General features: G+C 61.0%; 22 protein-coding genes and 2 pseudogenes. 18 read left to right on the top strand and 6 right to left on the bottom strand.

The genetic code is table 11. From position 1 onward, the window contains the following. Positions 1 to 330 precede the first annotated feature (330 nt). Positions 331 to 612, top strand: a complete 282-nt coding sequence (locus P1L40_RS21555) for a hypothetical protein (RefSeq protein WP_284011715.1) — start codon at positions 331 to 333, stop codon at positions 610 to 612. Positions 613 to 966: 354 nt separating this feature from the next. Further along, positions 967 to 1686 carry a hypothetical protein gene (locus P1L40_RS21550; protein ID WP_284011714.1) on the top strand — a complete coding sequence of 240 codons (720 nt, stop codon included), beginning with the start codon at positions 967 to 969 and terminating at the stop codon, positions 1684 to 1686. A gap of 290 nt (positions 1687 to 1976) precedes the next feature. Here P1L40_RS21550 and P1L40_RS21545 read toward each other — a convergent pair whose 3' ends face one another. After that, positions 1977 to 2438, bottom strand: a complete 462-nt coding sequence (locus P1L40_RS21545; RefSeq protein ID WP_284011713.1) for a DUF6141 family protein — start codon at positions 2436 to 2438, stop codon at positions 1977 to 1979. Between the two features lie 241 nt (positions 2439 to 2679). Between P1L40_RS21545 and P1L40_RS21540 the strand changes: the two genes are divergently transcribed. Continuing rightward, on the top strand, positions 2680 to 3081 hold the full coding sequence (locus tag P1L40_RS21540; RefSeq protein WP_284011712.1) for a hypothetical protein: 402 nt from the start codon (positions 2680 to 2682) through the stop codon (positions 3079 to 3081). 49 nt (positions 3082 to 3130) lie between these two features. Here P1L40_RS21540 and P1L40_RS21535 read toward each other — a convergent pair. Next, positions 3131 to 3535, bottom strand: a pseudogene (locus P1L40_RS21535) (hypothetical protein); the annotation flags it as partial. 43 nt (positions 3536 to 3578) lie between these two features. Then, positions 3579 to 4943 carry a restriction endonuclease gene (locus P1L40_RS21530; RefSeq protein ID WP_284011710.1) on the bottom strand — a complete coding sequence of 455 codons (1365 nt, stop codon included), beginning with the start codon at positions 4941 to 4943 and terminating at the stop codon, positions 3579 to 3581. 122 nt (positions 4944 to 5065) lie between these two features. Here P1L40_RS21530 and P1L40_RS21525 point away from each other — a divergent pair, with 122 nt between their 5' ends. The 12 genes and pseudogenes from P1L40_RS21525 to P1L40_RS21465 all read left to right on the top strand — a co-directional run bounded on the left by P1L40_RS21525 (position 5066) and on the right by P1L40_RS21465 (position 9909). After that, a complete protein-coding gene (locus P1L40_RS21525) occupies positions 5066 to 5419 on the top strand; it encodes a DUF8105 family protein (RefSeq protein WP_284011709.1) in 354 nt (117 codons plus the stop codon). A 131-nt stretch (positions 5420 to 5550) separates the two neighbouring features. Then, the gene (locus tag P1L40_RS21520; protein WP_284011708.1) at positions 5551 to 5763 is read left to right on the top strand and encodes a hypothetical protein; all 213 of its coding nucleotides are present in this window, start codon (positions 5551 to 5553) and stop codon (positions 5761 to 5763) included. Continuing rightward, on the top strand, positions 5756 to 5989 hold the full coding sequence (locus tag P1L40_RS21515) for a hypothetical protein (RefSeq protein ID WP_284011707.1): 234 nt from the start codon (positions 5756 to 5758) through the stop codon (positions 5987 to 5989). The genes P1L40_RS21520 and P1L40_RS21515 overlap by 8 nt, the downstream gene beginning before the upstream one ends. A gap of 56 nt (positions 5990 to 6045) precedes the next feature. Beyond that, positions 6046 to 6294: a hypothetical protein gene (locus P1L40_RS21510; RefSeq protein WP_284011706.1), complete on the top strand. Its 249-nt coding sequence runs from the start codon at positions 6046 to 6048 to the stop codon at positions 6292 to 6294. Then, entirely contained in the window at positions 6291 to 6686 is a 396-nt protein-coding gene (locus tag P1L40_RS21505; RefSeq protein ID WP_284011705.1) for a PIN domain-containing protein, read from the top strand. The genes P1L40_RS21510 and P1L40_RS21505 overlap by 4 nt, the downstream gene beginning before the upstream one ends. A gap of 89 nt (positions 6687 to 6775) precedes the next feature. Further along, the gene (locus P1L40_RS21500; RefSeq protein WP_284011704.1) at positions 6776 to 6910 is read left to right on the top strand and encodes a hypothetical protein; all 135 of its coding nucleotides are present in this window, start codon (positions 6776 to 6778) and stop codon (positions 6908 to 6910) included. 1 nt (position 6911) lies between these two features. Next, positions 6912 to 7358, top strand: coding sequence for a hypothetical protein (locus P1L40_RS21495; RefSeq protein WP_284010490.1), 447 nt, complete (start codon positions 6912 to 6914; stop codon positions 7356 to 7358). Positions 7359 to 7446: 88 nt separating this feature from the next. After that, on the top strand, positions 7447 to 7692 hold the full coding sequence (locus P1L40_RS21490) for a UPF0175 family protein (RefSeq protein WP_284010491.1): 246 nt from the start codon (positions 7447 to 7449) through the stop codon (positions 7690 to 7692). Continuing rightward, positions 7682 to 8170: pseudogene (locus tag P1L40_RS23755) on the top strand (PIN domain-containing protein). Before P1L40_RS21490 ends, P1L40_RS23755 begins: the two are co-directional and overlap by 11 nt. A gap of 486 nt (positions 8171 to 8656) precedes the next feature. Then, on the top strand, positions 8657 to 8824 hold the full coding sequence (locus tag P1L40_RS21475) for a hypothetical protein (RefSeq protein WP_284011701.1): 168 nt from the start codon (positions 8657 to 8659) through the stop codon (positions 8822 to 8824). A 120-nt stretch (positions 8825 to 8944) separates the two neighbouring features. Further along, on the top strand, positions 8945 to 9100 hold the full coding sequence (locus P1L40_RS21470) for a hypothetical protein (protein WP_284011700.1): 156 nt from the start codon (positions 8945 to 8947) through the stop codon (positions 9098 to 9100). A gap of 143 nt (positions 9101 to 9243) precedes the next feature. Beyond that, positions 9244 to 9909: an RNA polymerase subunit sigma-70 gene (locus P1L40_RS21465; protein ID WP_284011762.1), complete on the top strand. Its 666-nt coding sequence runs from the start codon at positions 9244 to 9246 to the stop codon at positions 9907 to 9909. A 10-nt stretch (positions 9910 to 9919) separates the two neighbouring features. On the opposite strand, the gene P1L40_RS21460 is transcribed toward P1L40_RS21465, so the two are convergent. Next, positions 9920 to 10399 (bottom strand): toxin-antitoxin system TumE family protein, encoded by a 480-nt coding sequence (locus P1L40_RS21460; RefSeq protein ID WP_284011699.1) that lies wholly within the window; start codon positions 10397 to 10399, stop codon positions 9920 to 9922. Beyond that, a complete protein-coding gene (locus tag P1L40_RS21455; RefSeq protein ID WP_284011698.1) occupies positions 10399 to 10971 on the bottom strand; it encodes a winged helix-turn-helix domain-containing protein in 573 nt (190 codons plus the stop codon). The genes P1L40_RS21460 and P1L40_RS21455 overlap by 1 nt, the downstream gene beginning before the upstream one ends. Before the next feature lie 326 nt (positions 10972 to 11297). On the opposite strand from P1L40_RS21455, the gene P1L40_RS21450 reads away from it, so the two are divergent. After that, positions 11298 to 11420 carry a hypothetical protein gene (locus P1L40_RS21450; RefSeq protein ID WP_284011697.1) on the top strand — a complete coding sequence of 41 codons (123 nt, stop codon included), beginning with the start codon at positions 11298 to 11300 and terminating at the stop codon, positions 11418 to 11420. Between the two features lie 1330 nt (positions 11421 to 12750). Continuing rightward, positions 12751 to 13833, top strand: a complete 1083-nt coding sequence (locus P1L40_RS21445) for a single stranded DNA-binding domain-containing protein (protein ID WP_284011696.1) — start codon at positions 12751 to 12753, stop codon at positions 13831 to 13833. A gap of 824 nt (positions 13834 to 14657) precedes the next feature. On the opposite strand, the gene P1L40_RS21440 is transcribed toward P1L40_RS21445, so the two are convergent. Next, positions 14658 to 15029 (bottom strand): hypothetical protein, encoded by a 372-nt coding sequence (locus P1L40_RS21440; protein ID WP_284011695.1) that lies wholly within the window; start codon positions 15027 to 15029, stop codon positions 14658 to 14660. Positions 15030 to 16323: 1294 nt separating this feature from the next. Here P1L40_RS21440 and P1L40_RS21435 point away from each other — a divergent pair. Further along, positions 16324 to 16737: a hypothetical protein gene (locus P1L40_RS21435; protein ID WP_284011694.1), complete on the top strand. Its 414-nt coding sequence runs from the start codon at positions 16324 to 16326 to the stop codon at positions 16735 to 16737. Positions 16738 to 17023 lie beyond the last annotated feature (286 nt).

Raw genomic sequence — 17023 nt, 5'->3', positions numbered from 1 at the left:
CATCGTCAACAACTCGTCTGGACTCACACACCCATTTGTCCTTACACGCCTGGGTGAGCACCTACCTGGACCTCGAAAGCGAACGCCCCCGCACCGAGAGTCATCCCTACCAAACATACTGGAAACCCAAAGAGGGATCGCCGACCCGCGGGGCACCATGTCAGACCCGCGGTCGGCGCTGAAACAGGTGGGCAATCGGGCCCCGGTGGATGCGCTTGGGGCAAGTGAGAGGGGACTGCGAAGCGGGAACCGGGACCCACTCGGTCGGTGTGGGCAGGCCCGGAATAAGCTTTCTGGACCGCCCGAGGGCGGCCATCTCGGAGGTGGCCGATGAGTCGCCTGCCCGAACTGGGCGAGTGCATCACACTCGCCGACTACGACAGCGACCCCTGGCTGTTGGTCACCGAAGTCCGCGAAGAGTCTCTCCGAGCGGTCCTCTGTGCGGAGTTACCACCTAGGCACCAGCGACGCCTGCGAGAGACTGCGGGTGACCCAGCAGGACGACGGGAGCTCGTCCACGCACTCCGCCAGACTGACTTGCAGGTCTTAGCGATCCCACGACAGGCAATCGAGCGACTCGACAAGGAGCAATGCAGCTGTGCGTCACACTGAGCCCGATCAAGATTATGCGGGGGATGGAACGTTTCCGATCTTGGTCGAGCCCCGGTCGCCGCTGCTGCCCCAAAGCGGGGCTCCTCCAGTGATGGTCCCGTCTCGTCCCGCCAATGAGCGACCACCGAATCCACGCTTAGGCGGGTAGTTACCACCCGCGCAGTGATGAACGGCCAGCGCAGCGACCACTCGCGAGCTACAGCCATATCGCGATGCCCGTTCCGAGGTCGGTTTGTCCCGGTTCGAGTCCGGGGACGGGTCTGCAGATGCCCGAACAGATGTTCCACAGCACGCAGTCGGATCGACACCACACCGGTCCCCGAGACACCTCGATTTCGCCGGGGGTGAGGGCCGATGTGTGAAGACTGTCTGACCCGCGAGGAGGTCGAAGCGATCGTCGCTGAGGAGACAGCTGAACTTCGAGCAGAACTCGAAGCGGAACGCGAGCAACGCAAAGCAGCCGAGGCCGAACGCGATCGCCTCCAGGAACGCGTCGACGAACTCGAATCCCGTGCCTACATCGACTGGGACAGTGGCGACGAGCGTGATATCCAGATCGTCGCAAGCGATGGAACTCGGTACCCGCTCGGGCGAGCAGTGAAAACGAAAGTCGCAGAGACCGATCTTCAGGAGCGCCTCGACGAGCTTCGGGATCGACTCGCCGAAGGCGACCTCGCGGAGACAGAGCCAAAGCCAGCGTCACCGACGATCGAGACCAAGACACCACTGGAGGATATCGTTTCCTTGCCCGAATCGGTCGCCGAAACCGAGCTCTCGGCCAACCAGCAGCGTGCCAGATTCATCGCGAGGGACGTGCGCGACTACGCCGACAAGGCCCCAGCTGGGTGGTGTCTCACTGCCGGCCAGGTCGGGAAAGTGTTGAAAGCCGGCTTGGACATCACGCCACACAGCGAGACCGTCCGACGAGTGCTCCAGATCCTTGGGGATCTTGGCGACGACGCGGCGACCGTCCGGAAGCGACGGGGCGAGAAACGCATCGTCTTCGACGAGGATCTCGTGCGACGTATCGAACGGCAGCAGGCTCACGACGGTGTGAGGACCGCACCGGCATAGGAATGTGAGGAGCGCCACGATTCCGCCAGGACCCTGGCCAGGCCAACGCTAACCACCGGCCGCACCGCCGTGCTCTCCCCCATTCGATAGCAGCAGCACCCGGGAACCGCTTGTGCCGGACAGTCGTGTCAACGGGTGTCCGCACAGAATTCCTTGGAACGGACAGGTTCTGTCCCTCACAGCAGTGTGAGGCGGCAGAGGTGGTCAAACAGATCACCCGGGTCTTAGCGGGGAAGGCCCAGTATCTATTGATAGATTTTTGCAGCGTTTCGAAGCTGACTCACGGTTAGTTATCCCCCATGAAGGGCTGGGGATATCTCCTCGATGGCCCTGACAAACTCCTCCGGGCGTTGGGAGCCGATCATCACCGTACGTCCGTCCGTCCGCTCGATCCAGACACCACGATTACCGCTGACGTTGTATGCGATTCTCCCGGGAACCCACCGAATGCCCCAGCCACCGAACTCACCGATCGGGTTGTACTCCGTCGACTCATATGACTCGATTTCTGCCCACGAAATGCGACGAAACGACCGGTGCAACGGCCACATCTCGACATAGATGCCGTCAGCTCTCACCTCAGTCTGGAGACGGAGACTGTAGATCAGGCCAGCGGCCAGGATGAGGATTATGAGGCCGGCCCAGGAAATTGGGCCTAATGCCAGCAGCAACAATGCTGCGCCCCCAAGCACCGCCCAGAGCCACTGCTGGCGAAATCGCTGTACCTCCTGAAAGACTGGCTCTTGCTCCATACGTAAGTCATACTGACGGTGCCCTACTCGGTAACGGTTTTCCCGGACAGGATGGTTCGACTGAGCCAACTTCACGCTGCGGAGACCCTGTCCTGTCATCATATAGCACACCGCCGATACTCTGAATGCAAGTGCTGTGCGATATACTCCTGGAACCAACTACGTCGTTCCGCAAACGGTTCTGGTACCCCGCATTTGTGGTGCTATCGGTTCCCTGGCTCTCCAAGTGGAGGTAACACAGATGGGACTCTTCGATACTGTCACACTATACGACGATGTCCATCTTCCGGAGTACCCGGATGGAGTCGCGCCTGCAGAGACGATCGACTGGCAGACGAAGGGGATTGCCCGACCCAGGATGACGACCTTCCGTATTACAGCTGATGGGCGACTGCTCGAAGAGGAGTGGCACGCCGAGTCAGTCCCACCAGACGATCGCCCCTTTGCCAGTCGAGATGATATCGAACCCGGCGATTTCCGCTATCTCGTCGGCGCCAGAAAGCGAGTCCACGAGGGGTGGACAGAACGCGATGACTTCCACGGGCGGTTCGTGATCACGCACTTGCCCGACGAGATGGAGTCACTGCTGAAATATCGAGTGACGTTCACGCATGGCCGGCTTGAGGGCTTCGAGCGCGTGTAATTGGGGTCTAGTTACGCATCGCTGGGCGATATCTGGCTGTCTAGACCGGCTAGGTGGGAAGCGAGGGCCTGCCATTCTCCCAGCGAATCGCCTCTAGCGCCGCCGGAAGTTGCTGCAGACGGGTATCGAGGACGGAGAGTGGGTGCGCGTCGAGAAACGTCGCCTCATGCCGGTTGACGGGCGTGTCTTCGTAATTGAGTTGGATATGACAGGGCCCGAGCTCCGGATGGTCAGCGTCCTGGTGGAAACCGAGCATCAGGCTTCGGTCCGGCTCCACCCAATTGATGCAGTAGTATTCGTGGTCGACGCCGGCGGGATACCAGAAGCGAATCTCCAGTCGTGCGATCGCCACGTCGTAGGAGTCACTCAGGAACGTTGTCGGATCGACATCCGCGATGACGTACCGAGGTCTGCGTCGAGACGGACGATAGCGTACGTCCTCACACCCAGCCTGTGTCCTACCAGCTGCGCCTACAACAAGTGGAGGCCGCATCAGGTTAGATGATGCCGCCAATCACGAGGAGACCGATGAGGAGCAGCAGCGTCGCGACCACGCTACCGCTGGCTAGCCACTTGTTCTCCATGGCCTTCTCGTGAATCGGCATGTCGGCGTACTCCTCGCGGAACGCCTCAAGGTTCTGTTCGTCGTAGAAGTACTTCGTCTTCAGCGCGAACCGTTCGGTCACCGCACAGCCCGTACAAACCGGTTCACCTTCGAGCCGTTCGGTCTTGCTGTGGCTGTCGCAGGCGATCGCCCCGCAGTTCGGGCAGTAGGTGTACGTCTCGTCGACGCCACTCGTCTCGCAGTGGACGCACCGATGGATGCCGTCCTCTTCAGTCACTCTGGACGGGCCCGCGGCGTAGTACTCATAGGAATAGGTGTACTCTTCGAGGTCGGTTGTCTGTCGAACCTGGGGGAGGAACACCGGTTCGATCGACTGGACGGAGATGTCCGAGCGATTCGGTTCGCAGGTCTTCTCGTACGTGACGTTGTTATCGCCGGTGTAGGTCACCGTCGTCGTGTGATAGTCCTGGAGCCGCTCGACGGCCCACTCCTTGTACTCCGTCTGGGTCTGGCCGAACCGGCGTTCCTCGACGTCGTCGAATGTCGCCCCGAACTGGTCGACATCAAGATCAACCGTCGCATGGAGGTTCTCGGTGACCAGTGTTGCGACCGTGTCGTCGGCGACCTGTGGGTGCCCACGTTCGGCGTGGACGACGAACCCCGTGCGGTCGTCGATTCGGTGGATGACGCCGACGGATGTCTCGAAGACGGCGTCGGCATCGGCGGTGATCGCAACTACTGGGCGGAAGGTCACCTGCGAGTGAGGCCTCGGGATATCCGTAGCCTCGATGTTCTCGATGTCGCGGAACGCTTCCTGCACAGGCGCATCGACATCTGTGGCCGGGTCGTACGGTCGCAGGGTCTCGTCACAGAGGATCTCGATCCGGCCGTTATAGAGGTCGAGTCCGATCTCGTCGGCAATCTCTCGAAGGTCCTCGCCGTCGATCAGTTCGATGGGATATGGATCGTCGTTCTGCTGGAGTCGGTCTGCGTACTCTTCGGCGGGGCCCGTGAACCGGCCGGTCGTCACCACTATCCCTCGCTTCGGACCACCGAAGTCGAACGTTGCGATCGCCGAGTGGAGCTTCTGGACAACCGGGCGGCCGACAGTTCCCGTGTGTTTGCACTCGACGACGATCGCCCGCCGTGTTCCGTCGACGACCTCTTCCATCAGGACGTCCCGGCCCTCGTCGGCTGTCCGCTCGGCCTGCCGGACGTTCTCGTAGCCGAGGTTGCGGAACACGTCTTCCATCAAGTCCTCGAACTCGAATCCTGAGAGGTCGTCCAGTACAGCCATCCGAATGTAATTGGACTGTATTTTGCGACAACCAAATACGTTACCGCGCCCAGCGACAAACGCGTGTGAGATTGCCTCGTGGCAACACTACCTTCAACAGATGGGGGTGCCATAGGATGACAATGGACTGCCCTGCTTGTGGCACCCCAGTTACCCTTGAGGTTGGGCCAGAACGGCCGATTTCAACGCCTCTCTCCGACGCGATTCTTGGAGCGGAGGAAGACGAGCGCATCGAGATGACAACGGACTGCTGGAACTGCGGGTGGCATGAAACACGAGAGCTTCGAGTCGAATCGATCGATACAACCGCTGGCGACGTGGCTGCCATCGAGCGAGCCTCACTTGTTGACGAGATTACCAATGAAATCGCGGGAATCGAGGATTCGGCGACACTTGAAGATGTGCTCGCTGAGATTCGTCGGCAACGAGAATCTGAAGCACCGGTCGGTGATACGGGCGATGGTTTCCAAGAGTAACGCTGGATTGACTACGGTCTAAGGGATTGCTCAAATCCGTCACTACCCACCAGCCAGCTGTTGCTGACGGCGATTTTGTGCGCCCCAGGTGGGTGAGGGGCGTTCCACAGAGAGCGTCCCATCACAGATCCATGTCCGATGACGACACTCCAGCGCGTGTTGCACAGCAGTCCCAGGCCACCAAGCAGCCAGATCCCGAGGCGATCGTTGAGTTCGGCGACGTCGACGCGGAGTTCCGCCAGCTCGTTGCCGAAACGCTCGAGACATCCGAGTTCCTCAGCACCGAACTGCTCGGCAGTGAGGATCCCGTCCTGATCGTTGAGGAGGCCGATCGCGATGGCTGACGAGCGACTCATTCTCGTCGTCAAGGGCGTCGGTCCTGCTGACTTCCCTGTCCACGAGACCAATCCGAACAAGCGCGACGAGGCGGTCGCGCTGGCGGACGATATCTTCGAGCTGCTCCAGGAGGACTACGACAAGGACGTCGACGGCGTCGTCCCCGTGGTCAATCCCGACGCCCACGAGCAGCTGCAGAAAACCGATCGCCAGAGAATCGAGGATCTGAAATAGAAGCAGTTTAAAAAGGCAGCGTAACACTCTTAGACGCATATATCCTGATATATTGTATGGTCAAGACGATCCGGGTTTCCGAGGAATACCACGCATGGTTGACTGCTCACAAGGACGACGAGGAGACGATGGAAGAGGCGTTGCGCCGGATGACACGCGGGCCACACCCGAGTGACGTTGCTGGCCTGCTGACCGATGAAGAGGCCAAGGACGCCAAGGAAGCAGTTTCGGATCTCCGAGACAGGGATCGAGATCGTCTCACTGCTGCCCGAGACGCCTTCGAAACAACGGATGGCAACGAATGATCATCGATTCCTCGTTCCTGTTTGACCTGATGGCTGAAGACCCAGCCGCATTCTCGAAAGGGTCCGAGCTGGTCGATCGGGGTGAGTTACAGTGGTTACCGGTTCCAGTAGTTGCTGAGGCATACTATGGCGTCGCTGCAGCCCAGAGTGATACGACCGAAGCGGAGTTACGGAACCACCTGCTCGGATACCCACGGCTCGACATCGATGAGGAGATCGCCCGAACCGCTGGGGAGCTACTCGCCAATGCAGACGAGGCTGAAGGAGGGGATGCAGGCGTTGGGGCGAATGATGCGTACATCGCCGCGATGGCTGACGTTCTTGACGATGCAGTCCTGACTGACAACGTCGATGACTTCGAGGCGTTAGGTGTCCCCGTCGAAACATATTGATCGATAGCACATCCAGAAACTGCCTCAGGTTACTCGGTTGGTGCTGACGGCTATTTTCTGCACCCCCGGAGGGTGAGGGGTTACCCGATATGAGCACTGAACACCAAGCCGTCGACGAACAGCCGCCAGAACACACCACCGACGACGTTGACATCGACGCCGAACACCGGGAGGCACAGGCAACCGGCGAGGTCTTCGAGGGCCAGCAGCGAGGAGGTCGGTAAGATGGTCTGTCCGGACTGCGAGCGTCCGTACCCGTCGACGGCCTGCATCGGCAAGCGCTACCAGATTGACGGAGCGAGCTACGATCCGATCCCATGGGGCGAGGAAGCACAGTTCCTAACCTACGAGCAGCAGGTCACCACACTCGAAACGGAGGTCCTCTCCGGCGGTCGAGGCCGTCTCTCGAAAGCCGACGTCCGCCAGGAACTCGAGCGCTTCGTCGCGACGACTGACCCCGAGGCGTGGAACAGCCGCTCCTGTCCCGCCTGTGGCGTCGAGCAAGGCGAGTACCATCATCACCTCTGTGACTACGAAGAATGCCCCGCCTGTGGCGGACAGCCCCTGATCTGTCCCTGTGAGATCGACATCGAGATCACAGACCACGAGCAGGTCCAGGCCGACGCCAGCAGCCAGGGACACCTGGCCAAGCTCTTGGGCCAGCTCAGATAGCTACACCTTGGTCCCCGACGATTACCGGTCGGTAGGACAAGAGTCCAGCGGCCAAACACTCAATACTCGTGTCATCAAACAGGTACACATGGCTACAATCGAAATTGACGAGGAGGTGTACGAGGCATTACGACTACCTGAACATGAGCGGTCACAAGCTATGAAAGAAGAATTAGCCGTCTCGCTGTATGCTCGCGATGTTCTTTCGTTCGGGAAGGCTCGCGCTCTCGCAGAGCTCTCTACCCGAGAGTTCCAAGCACTGCTTGGTGAGCGCGAAATTCCGCGTCACTACACCGAAACCGAACTCGCTGAAGACCTCGACTATGCCGAATAGCGAGGTTGTCGTCTCGGACACCTCACCGCTTCTCAATCTTGCACTCATTGATCAACTTGACCTGCTTACATCACAGTTCTCAGGTCTCACAATCCCGACACAGGTCTGGGACGAACTCACCAACGGAGACGCAGGGCTAGACGCGCTCCGAGACCTCCGCGATACAGAGTTCCTCACGGTGGTCGAAGTGGAGTGATCTGACCTGTTCACTGAGATTTTCCATGAACTAGACCTTGGTGAAACAGCCGCGATCTGCTATGCCATCGAGCAGGATGCTGACCTCCTCCTTCTTGATGAGAAGGATGGCCGTCAAGTCGCCCGTAGACACGACTTGAGCGTGACTGGTGTCATCGGTATCCTCCTTCGGGCGGCCAACGAAGATGATCTGGACCTACAGCAGGAACTGGATGCCCTTCGTGAGGCTGGATTTTGGATTTCTGATGAGCTCTATTCGAAGATTCTTTCTAAGGGAGAGTAGCACCGTTGCTCTCTCAGCGACTGTATAATGTAGTCGGTCTGTCGAGCACTAGTTAAATTTCCTGCTTCTCTCAACGCTATTGGGTGGGGAGGACCTTCAGCAAATGATGTGGAAAAGCCAGGTCGGTGATGCTTACCCGACCGGCATGCCTCTGACAGTTCGCAGCGACGCTGCATTCACACTACTGGCTTGCCTGACATAAGCAGGGGAGTTACATCGATGTCAGTGGAGTACCCTGCCACAATGGCCTCTGGACGTGCGGTGTATTCCCTCGCTGCCAGATGGGGGCGGGTCCCAATCGGACGGTACCCCTTCGTACTGGCGTCCAGGGACCGCCGCCCGATTCGTATCACTGGGCAGTCTTGGAATACGTTTTGTGGCAGTCGTCTTTCCACGGAGAAACCTCTGGCCAGGCTCCTGGGCCAGCTGGGATAGCTGGAGCGTCGGCCTGGCGTGGCTTTGTGCGTCCCCAGCGGGTGAGAGACTATGTCCGAGAACACCTGCCCACGCGAGGAGTGCAGCGCCGAAATCGTCAAGTCCGACCGGGTCGCCTGCGTCGACGGTGAGTACCCAGAGACCGCGACTGTCGGCCGCTACGCGGCGACATGCGCGAACGGCCACCTCGAAGTCGAGGACGTCCCCGAATCGCTCTGAGACCCGCTGCCGGGCGACCGTCAGTTGCCCCCAGGGTCGCCCGGCAGACACGCGACTCCTGGTAGCTGATCGCGACACCGACGGCGATTTTCTGCGTCCCCAGTGGGTGAGGGACATTCGATGCCAGACCTGCCAGAGTCCTGTCCAGTCGAGGAATGCAGTGCCGAAATCGTCGACAGCGAGATCGCCACGGTCGGGACGCTCGACCCGCGCGCTCGCGATCCACGAACCGAACCCGTCGTCACCTGCGCGGAGGGTCACCAGCGGGTCGTCTAAGCCCGCTGGTCCGTTCTCGGGGGAGGTTTCGATATCGTGAGCTGGAGCATTCGCTTTCCGGAGCGTCCCAGAGGTTATCTCAGCACCTACAAAAAGTAAAGTATTTTACTATTGCACGTATTTGTGTAATCATAGAGAAAGTGATGTTCGAGCCCTGTACTGAAAAAGCGCTCAAGACACTCCTTGCAATCAAGTCTGGTGACTCGATCTCGGGAGTCGCTCGCAAAATCGATGAGAACAGGGAGACGATCCGCCGTGTCGTCAATTCACTCGAAGAAGGGGGCTACGTGGAGTATGACCAGGGGCTCTCCGTCGTCTCCCCGGCTGTCCGTGAGGCGGGACTCTCGCTTTTGGCCGCATCGGCAGCGGTGTCTCCACCGTCGATTCCAGAGGCGTACGTCATTCCGCACTTCGCTGGTCTGGACTTCGCATACACCTCGATCGACGCCGTGTACGTCTGGACGCGCGGGGGATATCAAGTCGCTCGTGACCCTGCGGATTATCCCCTCTTCATCGCCGTTGACGAGACTGATCTTGCGGAGTGGGAGCGGTTCTTCGATCGATTCGGACTCCCAGTCGGGCAGGAGCGCCACCCACCAGAGGAGGTCGCCGGACCGATTCAGTACGTCTTGGAAGCTCGTGAGACAGTCGAGGCCGACTCCGTCGACGGTCGCCCAGTCATCTCGCTTGATGAGACACTTGCGTTCGCACGGGATCACTACGCGACGTTCCAGTCGGCGCTCGATATGCTTGATCGGATGTACGACGATGTCGAAATTACTGCTGACTATCGAAGGGATTCTTTCTGAAGATCACGCACTAAGGCGGATTGTTCGCCGTATTCAAGTTTGCAAGCGACTCAGTTTCGTAGGCGCGTCGCCACAGTTGGTGGACAGCCCGAGCAACCAGCGCGGGCTCGACCACTTCGATACAGGATCCAGCGGCTGTGTGTGCTGGTGCATCCGGCGGTGGGTGGAAATGGCGCTCAGGTGAATGCGGATTCGGATGTCTATCGAATCGCCAGTGTCTGTCCGCAGAATCGCTATAGTGGAATCGATACGCACCGGATCGAAACCAGGTGATATCGAGTCGGCATGTCTCAGCCGTCCCAATTCCATCGCGAAACTGGAGCTGGAGTTCTTGGGGCTGTAGGACGTTGTCGAAACTGGCGTCATCAACAAGAGGCTCATCTCGCTGAAACACGCTTCTGATCGCCCGCATGATCGGCACATCTGGTGGCCCAACGTCACCGGTCAGTTCCCCAGCTGGAATCCCAATCGACTGGTTACCACCGGGCATCAGTCTGCGGATATATCGTCCGATGAGTCGGCAAACGCTCCGCTGCCGGTGTGTTCTCCGGTCACGTCAGGATCGAAATCATACAGTGCAAGCGCAGCCTGGGCCACGTCGAGATTCTCTTCGAGCGCCCGCCAATGGGAAATCTCGTCCCACCCATCGTCGTCTGGGCCAAGCTCAAGGGCGAGATCGTCCGGATCAGTCACGCCGTAGTCGTCCTGATACGACTGGATTTGTGTCTTGAGATCCTGAATCCCATCGACTAGCTCGGCCCGAGAGAGCGTCGTATGGAGTTCTTTGATTCGTTGCATTGCCATCGATTCAGCCGAGCGTTTGAACCGCGTCCCCTGCCCGGTAGTTTCGGTGGTGGCCAGGCCGCTCTCTGCAAGTGTCGTCAGGTGCTTCCGTGCGCTTGGCTCGCTCACCTGGGCCCGCTCGGCGATCTCGCTTGCGTACTGGAACGAGGCTGTCGTGACGAGTACCTCTCGGACCCGCTCGAACGGGGTCGTTTCTGTGACCCACTCCTCGACGACGGCGTCGTTTAGGTCGCCAGTCCAGCGTGACTCAGGGGACATATGTGTCCTGTCCTACGGACGATAGTGTAAAAATAGTTGTGGGGTAACAAGCTATAATTTCTCGCTGGGTATCAGCGTGCGATGGTCGCGCAGTTGCTGTAGCGATGAAGCTCCGGAGAAATGCTCTCGGGCCCGCTGTTGAACTCCAAAACCGGCAGGCACAGGCAACCAGCGAGCCGTTCCAGAGCCGCGGATACGGGAAACAGTACCGATAGCTGCCTATCCAGCACAGCGTGACAACTTCGGGGGGCTACAGAACCCCCGTGCTTGGTACTGCATCGTACGAAAACTATAATTGATACAAGTAGCTGCTCTGAAGTACAAAGATGACGCTGGAGAATATCCCATCGGTCGAAGAACTGGCCGAAACGACAGGCCAGTCGACGGAGCAACTCTTGAAAGACCGTGAGGCAGCGTCGGAGATGGCTTGCGGTTCGACCGACGAGTAGGACGGTGTTTTGGTGTCGGATTCCAGTTCGACAAACCCTATCGACCCCCGTATATTGGTGACTTTCATCGCAATCTCTTCACCGAGTTCGAAACTGGATTTGAAGAGTAGTGTTCTCGAAACCATGCACGATAATTAGACTGCACTAGCGTTGGCAGTCGGTCCCTCTCAGGGTGGGGCAGACGGCCGGGCGAAGCGACCCGGCTCTCCGATGGAACCTGGCGTGGGGCTGGCAGCCGGGAGCAGCGGCCGAGAGAAGGGCGTGTGTCGGCGTGGGACTGACGGGCCGGGCTGGAAGGTCGGCTGGCTGGGTGTCGCCTGCTGGCCGCGCAGCCGCCGCTGGGCGGCTGTCTGTCTGCCGCTGGCGCCGGGTGGGTGATCGGTGCCGGGAGAGGGTTGAACGGGTGTCTCGGATGGGACGGTCACCACGGGACTGGAACCACCGGTACGACGGACTTTCTCAGCACTACTGGGTCTGTCGACACTCCTGGTGACGGGAGGATCTTCACCCAGTGTGCTGGTGGGACTGTCGGGATTACTGCAGTGGTCAGGTCTTCCAGGACGACGTCGACGAGGGAGTCGGGCCAGCACTCCTTGAAAGCCCCACGCCGCTGGCGGTCGCTCAGCGACATATCGCACAAACCGCGCGCGATAGGGGTCGCTGACCAGACCACAGCAAGCGCCAGCGGCGTGCCCCTTTCAGTCCCACCCGACAGCACGGCACCGCGACAGCACAGCACAGCGGAGACGGCGCGCGCGTTTCTCGCGCACGGTTCTGAACGAGGAACCCGCTTGGCCTGCGCTCCCTCGCCGGAACGAGCGCGTCGCGGCGGAGAGTCTTGCTTACGACGGCAGGCCGCCGATCCGCCGGCGGCTGACCGGAGTCAGCCTTGGCGGCATCGTCGCCCTGCCGCCGACGCTGGCGACTCTCTGTTGCTCCTCCGTTCACGGGCATGTGGCGCTCTCTCAGCACCGCCCGAGCGCCATTCCGGGCTTTCGGCATCCGGCACTCGCTTGGCCGCGCGGGATGCTCACCCAACCGCAACCGCACGGGATATCCCCCGCCCGCCGGGATGTCAAGCACGCGCCGGTCTTTATATGCTATTCCGGGACGAAACGCGAAAACCTAAACGCCGCGCAGACACCACCAAGACATCCGAATATCGCACTTGAAGCGAAGCTATTCAACCACAGCCTTTAAGTGATAGGCACCCATGGCCTTATGTACGGGAAGGCACGACACACGCGGCACTCACGAAGCGGTTTCACGCCGCAGGAAACCGAGTGTAGGAGCACTCGGCAAGTGTCTTCCCGTGGGTACGAGTAAGACAATGTACGCTAGCAATTCCAGCGGTAAGAAGGCATCGGCAGACTTTGACCAGACGGTTCAGCTCGGCGCGCGTGTTGACGGCCCCGAGCATCTGCTTCAGCAGGTCGCAGAGACCAAAAACGGGGACGAACTCGACTTTAGGCCCAACAAGGGGCTGGACTCCCGCGGCAACTTTTACGAGCGTCAGAACGACTACGACTGGACGCGGGACACCGAGGTCGGCCCGAACCGTCGCCACGGCGAGACGCTCGCCATGCAGGAGCAACGGCTAGGCGAGGAGGCCGAACAGGCACGGCACTCGGAGACGGCACGCGCCGCACACGCCGACGGTGTGGAACGCGCTCGATCCAGCCGCCAGCTGACCGACGCCGACACGGACCTCGACCACGAGGATATCGCCAAGCGTCAGGCTGACCCCCGCGAGGGCATGGAGGCCGAGACGCTCGCGCAGGTCAACGAACGCGCCCGGCGCGTCGCCCGCCAGACGACCATGACGGCCGCCGCAGCGGGCCGCTGTATCGCGGAGACCGTCGCCAACGGCGGCAGTCCCCTGGACGGCGAACTCGACGCGCTGATGGCTGCCCGTGATCGCATGAACTCGCCGGTCCCGTTCGCGGAAGTCGACGCAGACGGCGGTGAGGTGACTGTCGAGGGTGAAGTGACCCACATCATCAAGGACCCCAACAGCCGGAGCCAGTACCAAGTTCTGTACCTCGAAGACGACGCTGGCACCAGCGCGAAGGTCACGATCTGGGACAAGGCGGTGGCTGGCCCGATGGTTCGTACGCTCCACGAAGGCGACCGAGTGCGGATCTACGCGGGCAAGCCCGGCGAGTACCGCGGCACCACGACCGTCGCGGTCACGAGCAAGTCGACCATGTGCATCCTCGAAGACGGCGACGGCCCGGCGCCGACTGGTGACCGGCGGTCTTCGTGGGGCTGTTCGGGTGACAGCCCGCGGACGGCGCCGTGGGACCCCAAGAGTGACACCCACCAGTGGGCGCACGACACCGAGCGGGTTACGGTGGTCACTGGTGACGGCGACGGCCCGGTGACGACGATCACCCTCAAACAGCAGACGTAGCGCCGGGGAGTTCCTCGCCTCTTCTCTCCTCTCCTCGACGACTGGCACGCCCGGCGGGTGGGGGAAGCGGCCCCACCCCCGTCGGCGCGGAGCCACCTCGCGCACGCGGCCTCGCCGCCGCCCACCGGCACGCCAGGGCGGCGGCGAGACAACCGCGCGCACGGACTGGGCAGCCGGGCCGCACAGCGCGCCGACGTGGGTCAGTCTGGCCGGGTGCTGGTCGCGACGGACAGCTGGGTGGACGTCGGCCTGGGCCAGCCAGCCGGGCGAAGCCGGTGGCCTGGTCGGATGGTCGTGTCAGCGCGCGGCGCCACCGGAAGACTCGCGCTGCTCGTCTTCCGAGCCCTCGTTCGCTGTCGCTCACGAGGATGACGGATCGCTGCGCTCAGCGCTGGCGCGCGTTCGCGGTCGGTCCATCGTGCTCACTGCGTTGCGCGCGATCCCCGCCGACCGCGGGGAGGGGAGACGGAATCCGCATTCGTAGCTGGGTCGTCGAGATCTGGACGTGGGTGGGGGGTGACGCCGGTCTTAACCAACGCTGGGTCGGGTGATCGCGGGTGTGTTGGTTAAGCGCTGGGAGAGCGCTCCTGTCCCGCTGCTCGCGGGCGTGGATTTTGTGCGGCTGCATGCAGGTGGCAGCCCGAGAAGGGGCTCCAGGAGGTGAGAGATATGGGAAACGTTCAGTGTCCACGGTGTGAGAAGGTATTCAATACCTTTCTCGATGACGAGCGGATGCGCTCGGGGTCGTTCTACGATAGCGAGCGCAAGGAATCGTTTGAGCAGCTGTGCGAGAAGTGCTATCGGGTCGTGATGGATAAGTAGGGTTAGTCACCCCTCTCATTTTTTCGTGGGACCGGATCTGGGATTTCGTCGAGTTTCGTTTCTAGGAGGAGTGATTCTTCGTCAGTTTCCGTGTCTTTCTCTAGGAGATATCCTTTGACGACCTCGCGGTCACTGTGATACTGGATTACTGACCGGTGGCCGTATCGGGTCGTGGTCCCCGCTGGGTACCAGTGTTTGGCGCGAACTTTGAATGTCCCGTCTTCCCAGGTCCAAGTCTTGACCGAGATCGGACGCTTGAGGTGTTGCTGTGCGATCGAGACGACTTCGTCAACAGCCGGGCCGATAGTCGCCATAGACGGGACGATTTGCTCGTTGGGTAGCCGTCGCTCTGGAGATGGATGTGTCTTTGACATGAAAATCGCTTCATTCGCTCTTTATCGGCATCGGTTAAATCGCTTGGGTCCAGGACCAGGATCAGGACCGGCTCGACGCCGGCGCCGATCGTCGACGATCAACAGAGAGACCTCGCGCACGTCGGAGTCGCGCGCGGTTGGAGACGAGAGGGACACGACTGCACTGGCGTTGGCAGTCGGTCGCTCTCAGGATGGGGCAGACGGCCGGGCGAGACAGCTGCTGGCCGGGGGACGTCCTGGGCGGCTGGGCAGCGAGCGCGGGACGGGCGGGACACCCGGTGGGACGCTCACCGTCACCGTCCCACCGACCCTCCAGGCTTCTTCTCGGCGCGGTGTTTCCGTTGGCGCCGCCGGCGTGGGACTCCTCACCTGACGGTGAGCTTCCCACACCGTCGACGGACGGGACCCCGCGCTGTCGAAGACTTCCCATCGCGGGCGGTGCCGCGGAACTGCTTCGGCGCTTCTGGGTGAAGGCGTCGGTCGCGGGCTCGCACGCAGCGCCCGCGACTGCAGGCATCCGGCGCGCTTCGGTCCGGCGACGGACTGCTCGCTGAGGCGAGCTTGCCCGTCGACGTCGGTCAGCGCTTGGACGAGCGCCATCACTCCAGAAGCGCCTCGAACCTGTCTCTTGGGTCTTCACGGACCCACCACCCCCTGCGGTGGGGGTGTCGGTATCGGTTCGCCCCACTGGCCGGACGCGATGTCTTGCCCTCGGGGCGTGGGGCGACCCAGTTGGCACTCAGCGACGAAGAAGTGGGGACGCAGAAACACGCCCCACCAACACCAAGCAATGCAGTCTATTCGGCCGTTCGTCAAAAAGGTATTGTCGAATAAAAAACGTCGGGCTGTCGTCACGACGGTCCTGAAGTGGGTCGTGATGGTCACGACCGCGCTCTTGAACGCCGTGACGGTCGTCCACCACCTGCGGTAGCCAGGCTGGGCGGCCCGACGGTTCTCTCTCATTTTTTCGCTCGCTCTGTCTTGTGGTCTCGAAGCGAGCCTGTCGTCTGGCGTGTCGCGAGCGTGGGTCTGCCGGTCGTGGCTGAGCCAGGTGGGTGGCTGGGTGGCGCGGATTACGCGCGGCGCCGACGGGGCGCTGCGCTCGGCGCGATCGCGCGCCTCGCGGTCGGTCCAATCGTGCTCACTTCGTTGCGCGCGATCCCCGCTGACAGCGGGGGAGGAGTGGGGGGTGATCGAGGCGCTGACGGGGTGGACGTCGGGGGAGATTTTGTGTCGCCACAGCGAAGGCGATGGCGCTCATGAGGAAGCAGCACGAGGTGGAGTGTCAGTGAACATGGCAGAGGATAATTTCGAGACTGGCGAAGAACTGGAGCCATTGGAAGAGGGAGATCGAGTGCGGATTCATCGCGAGGGCTTCGATGGCGAGGCGCTCGGAACGGTGACCGAGACGGACCAAGAGAGCGAGGAGGTCGCAGTGCATCCTGATCCGGTGCCGGATGGGCTGTGGTTCGAGCGAGCTGATCTGGAACTGGTGACTCGAGCCGACGATGTCGAGTCGCCAGATGTGTTGTATTCCGAAGGTGATCGTGTACTGGATGAAACGCGGGCTGGCTACGTCGACGGCGAGGTGGTCGGGGCCGACAACGCGGGGGGCGAGTTCCTGATCGCGTTCGACGAGGACGAGGGAGTGGTCGAGCGAGGTCGCGAGGAGATCTCGCTGATCGCCCCGCCAGCCGACGAGGCGTAGCCACTGGTTCTTCTTGAGTTGCTAACACAGCCAGTGGGCCGGGCAGGCTGGGGTGCATCGAACGGGGACCCCAGGGCTAGACGCCGCCGCAATTGATGGTCAGTTTCGTGGTAATTCATGAACGCTTAGGGTGCGCGCTACCGCCGAAAGTCGTGGGGCAAGATAAAGAGACACGGTGTGAGCGAAAAATCCGGCCGCCCTCTTGCGATTTGGTGTGAGTTAGATGGATTTCTCACACCGTGTTTGTGAGTTAGACCTTCGCTGTCTTGCGATTTCATGCAATTAT

Source organism: Haloarcula pelagica (assembly GCF_030127105.1).
GTDB classification, from domain to species: domain Archaea; phylum Halobacteriota; class Halobacteria; order Halobacteriales; family Haloarculaceae; genus Haloarcula; species Haloarcula pelagica.
The sequence above is the reverse complement of the archived record's forward strand: the minus strand, read 5'-3'. Positions and strand labels throughout refer to the sequence as shown.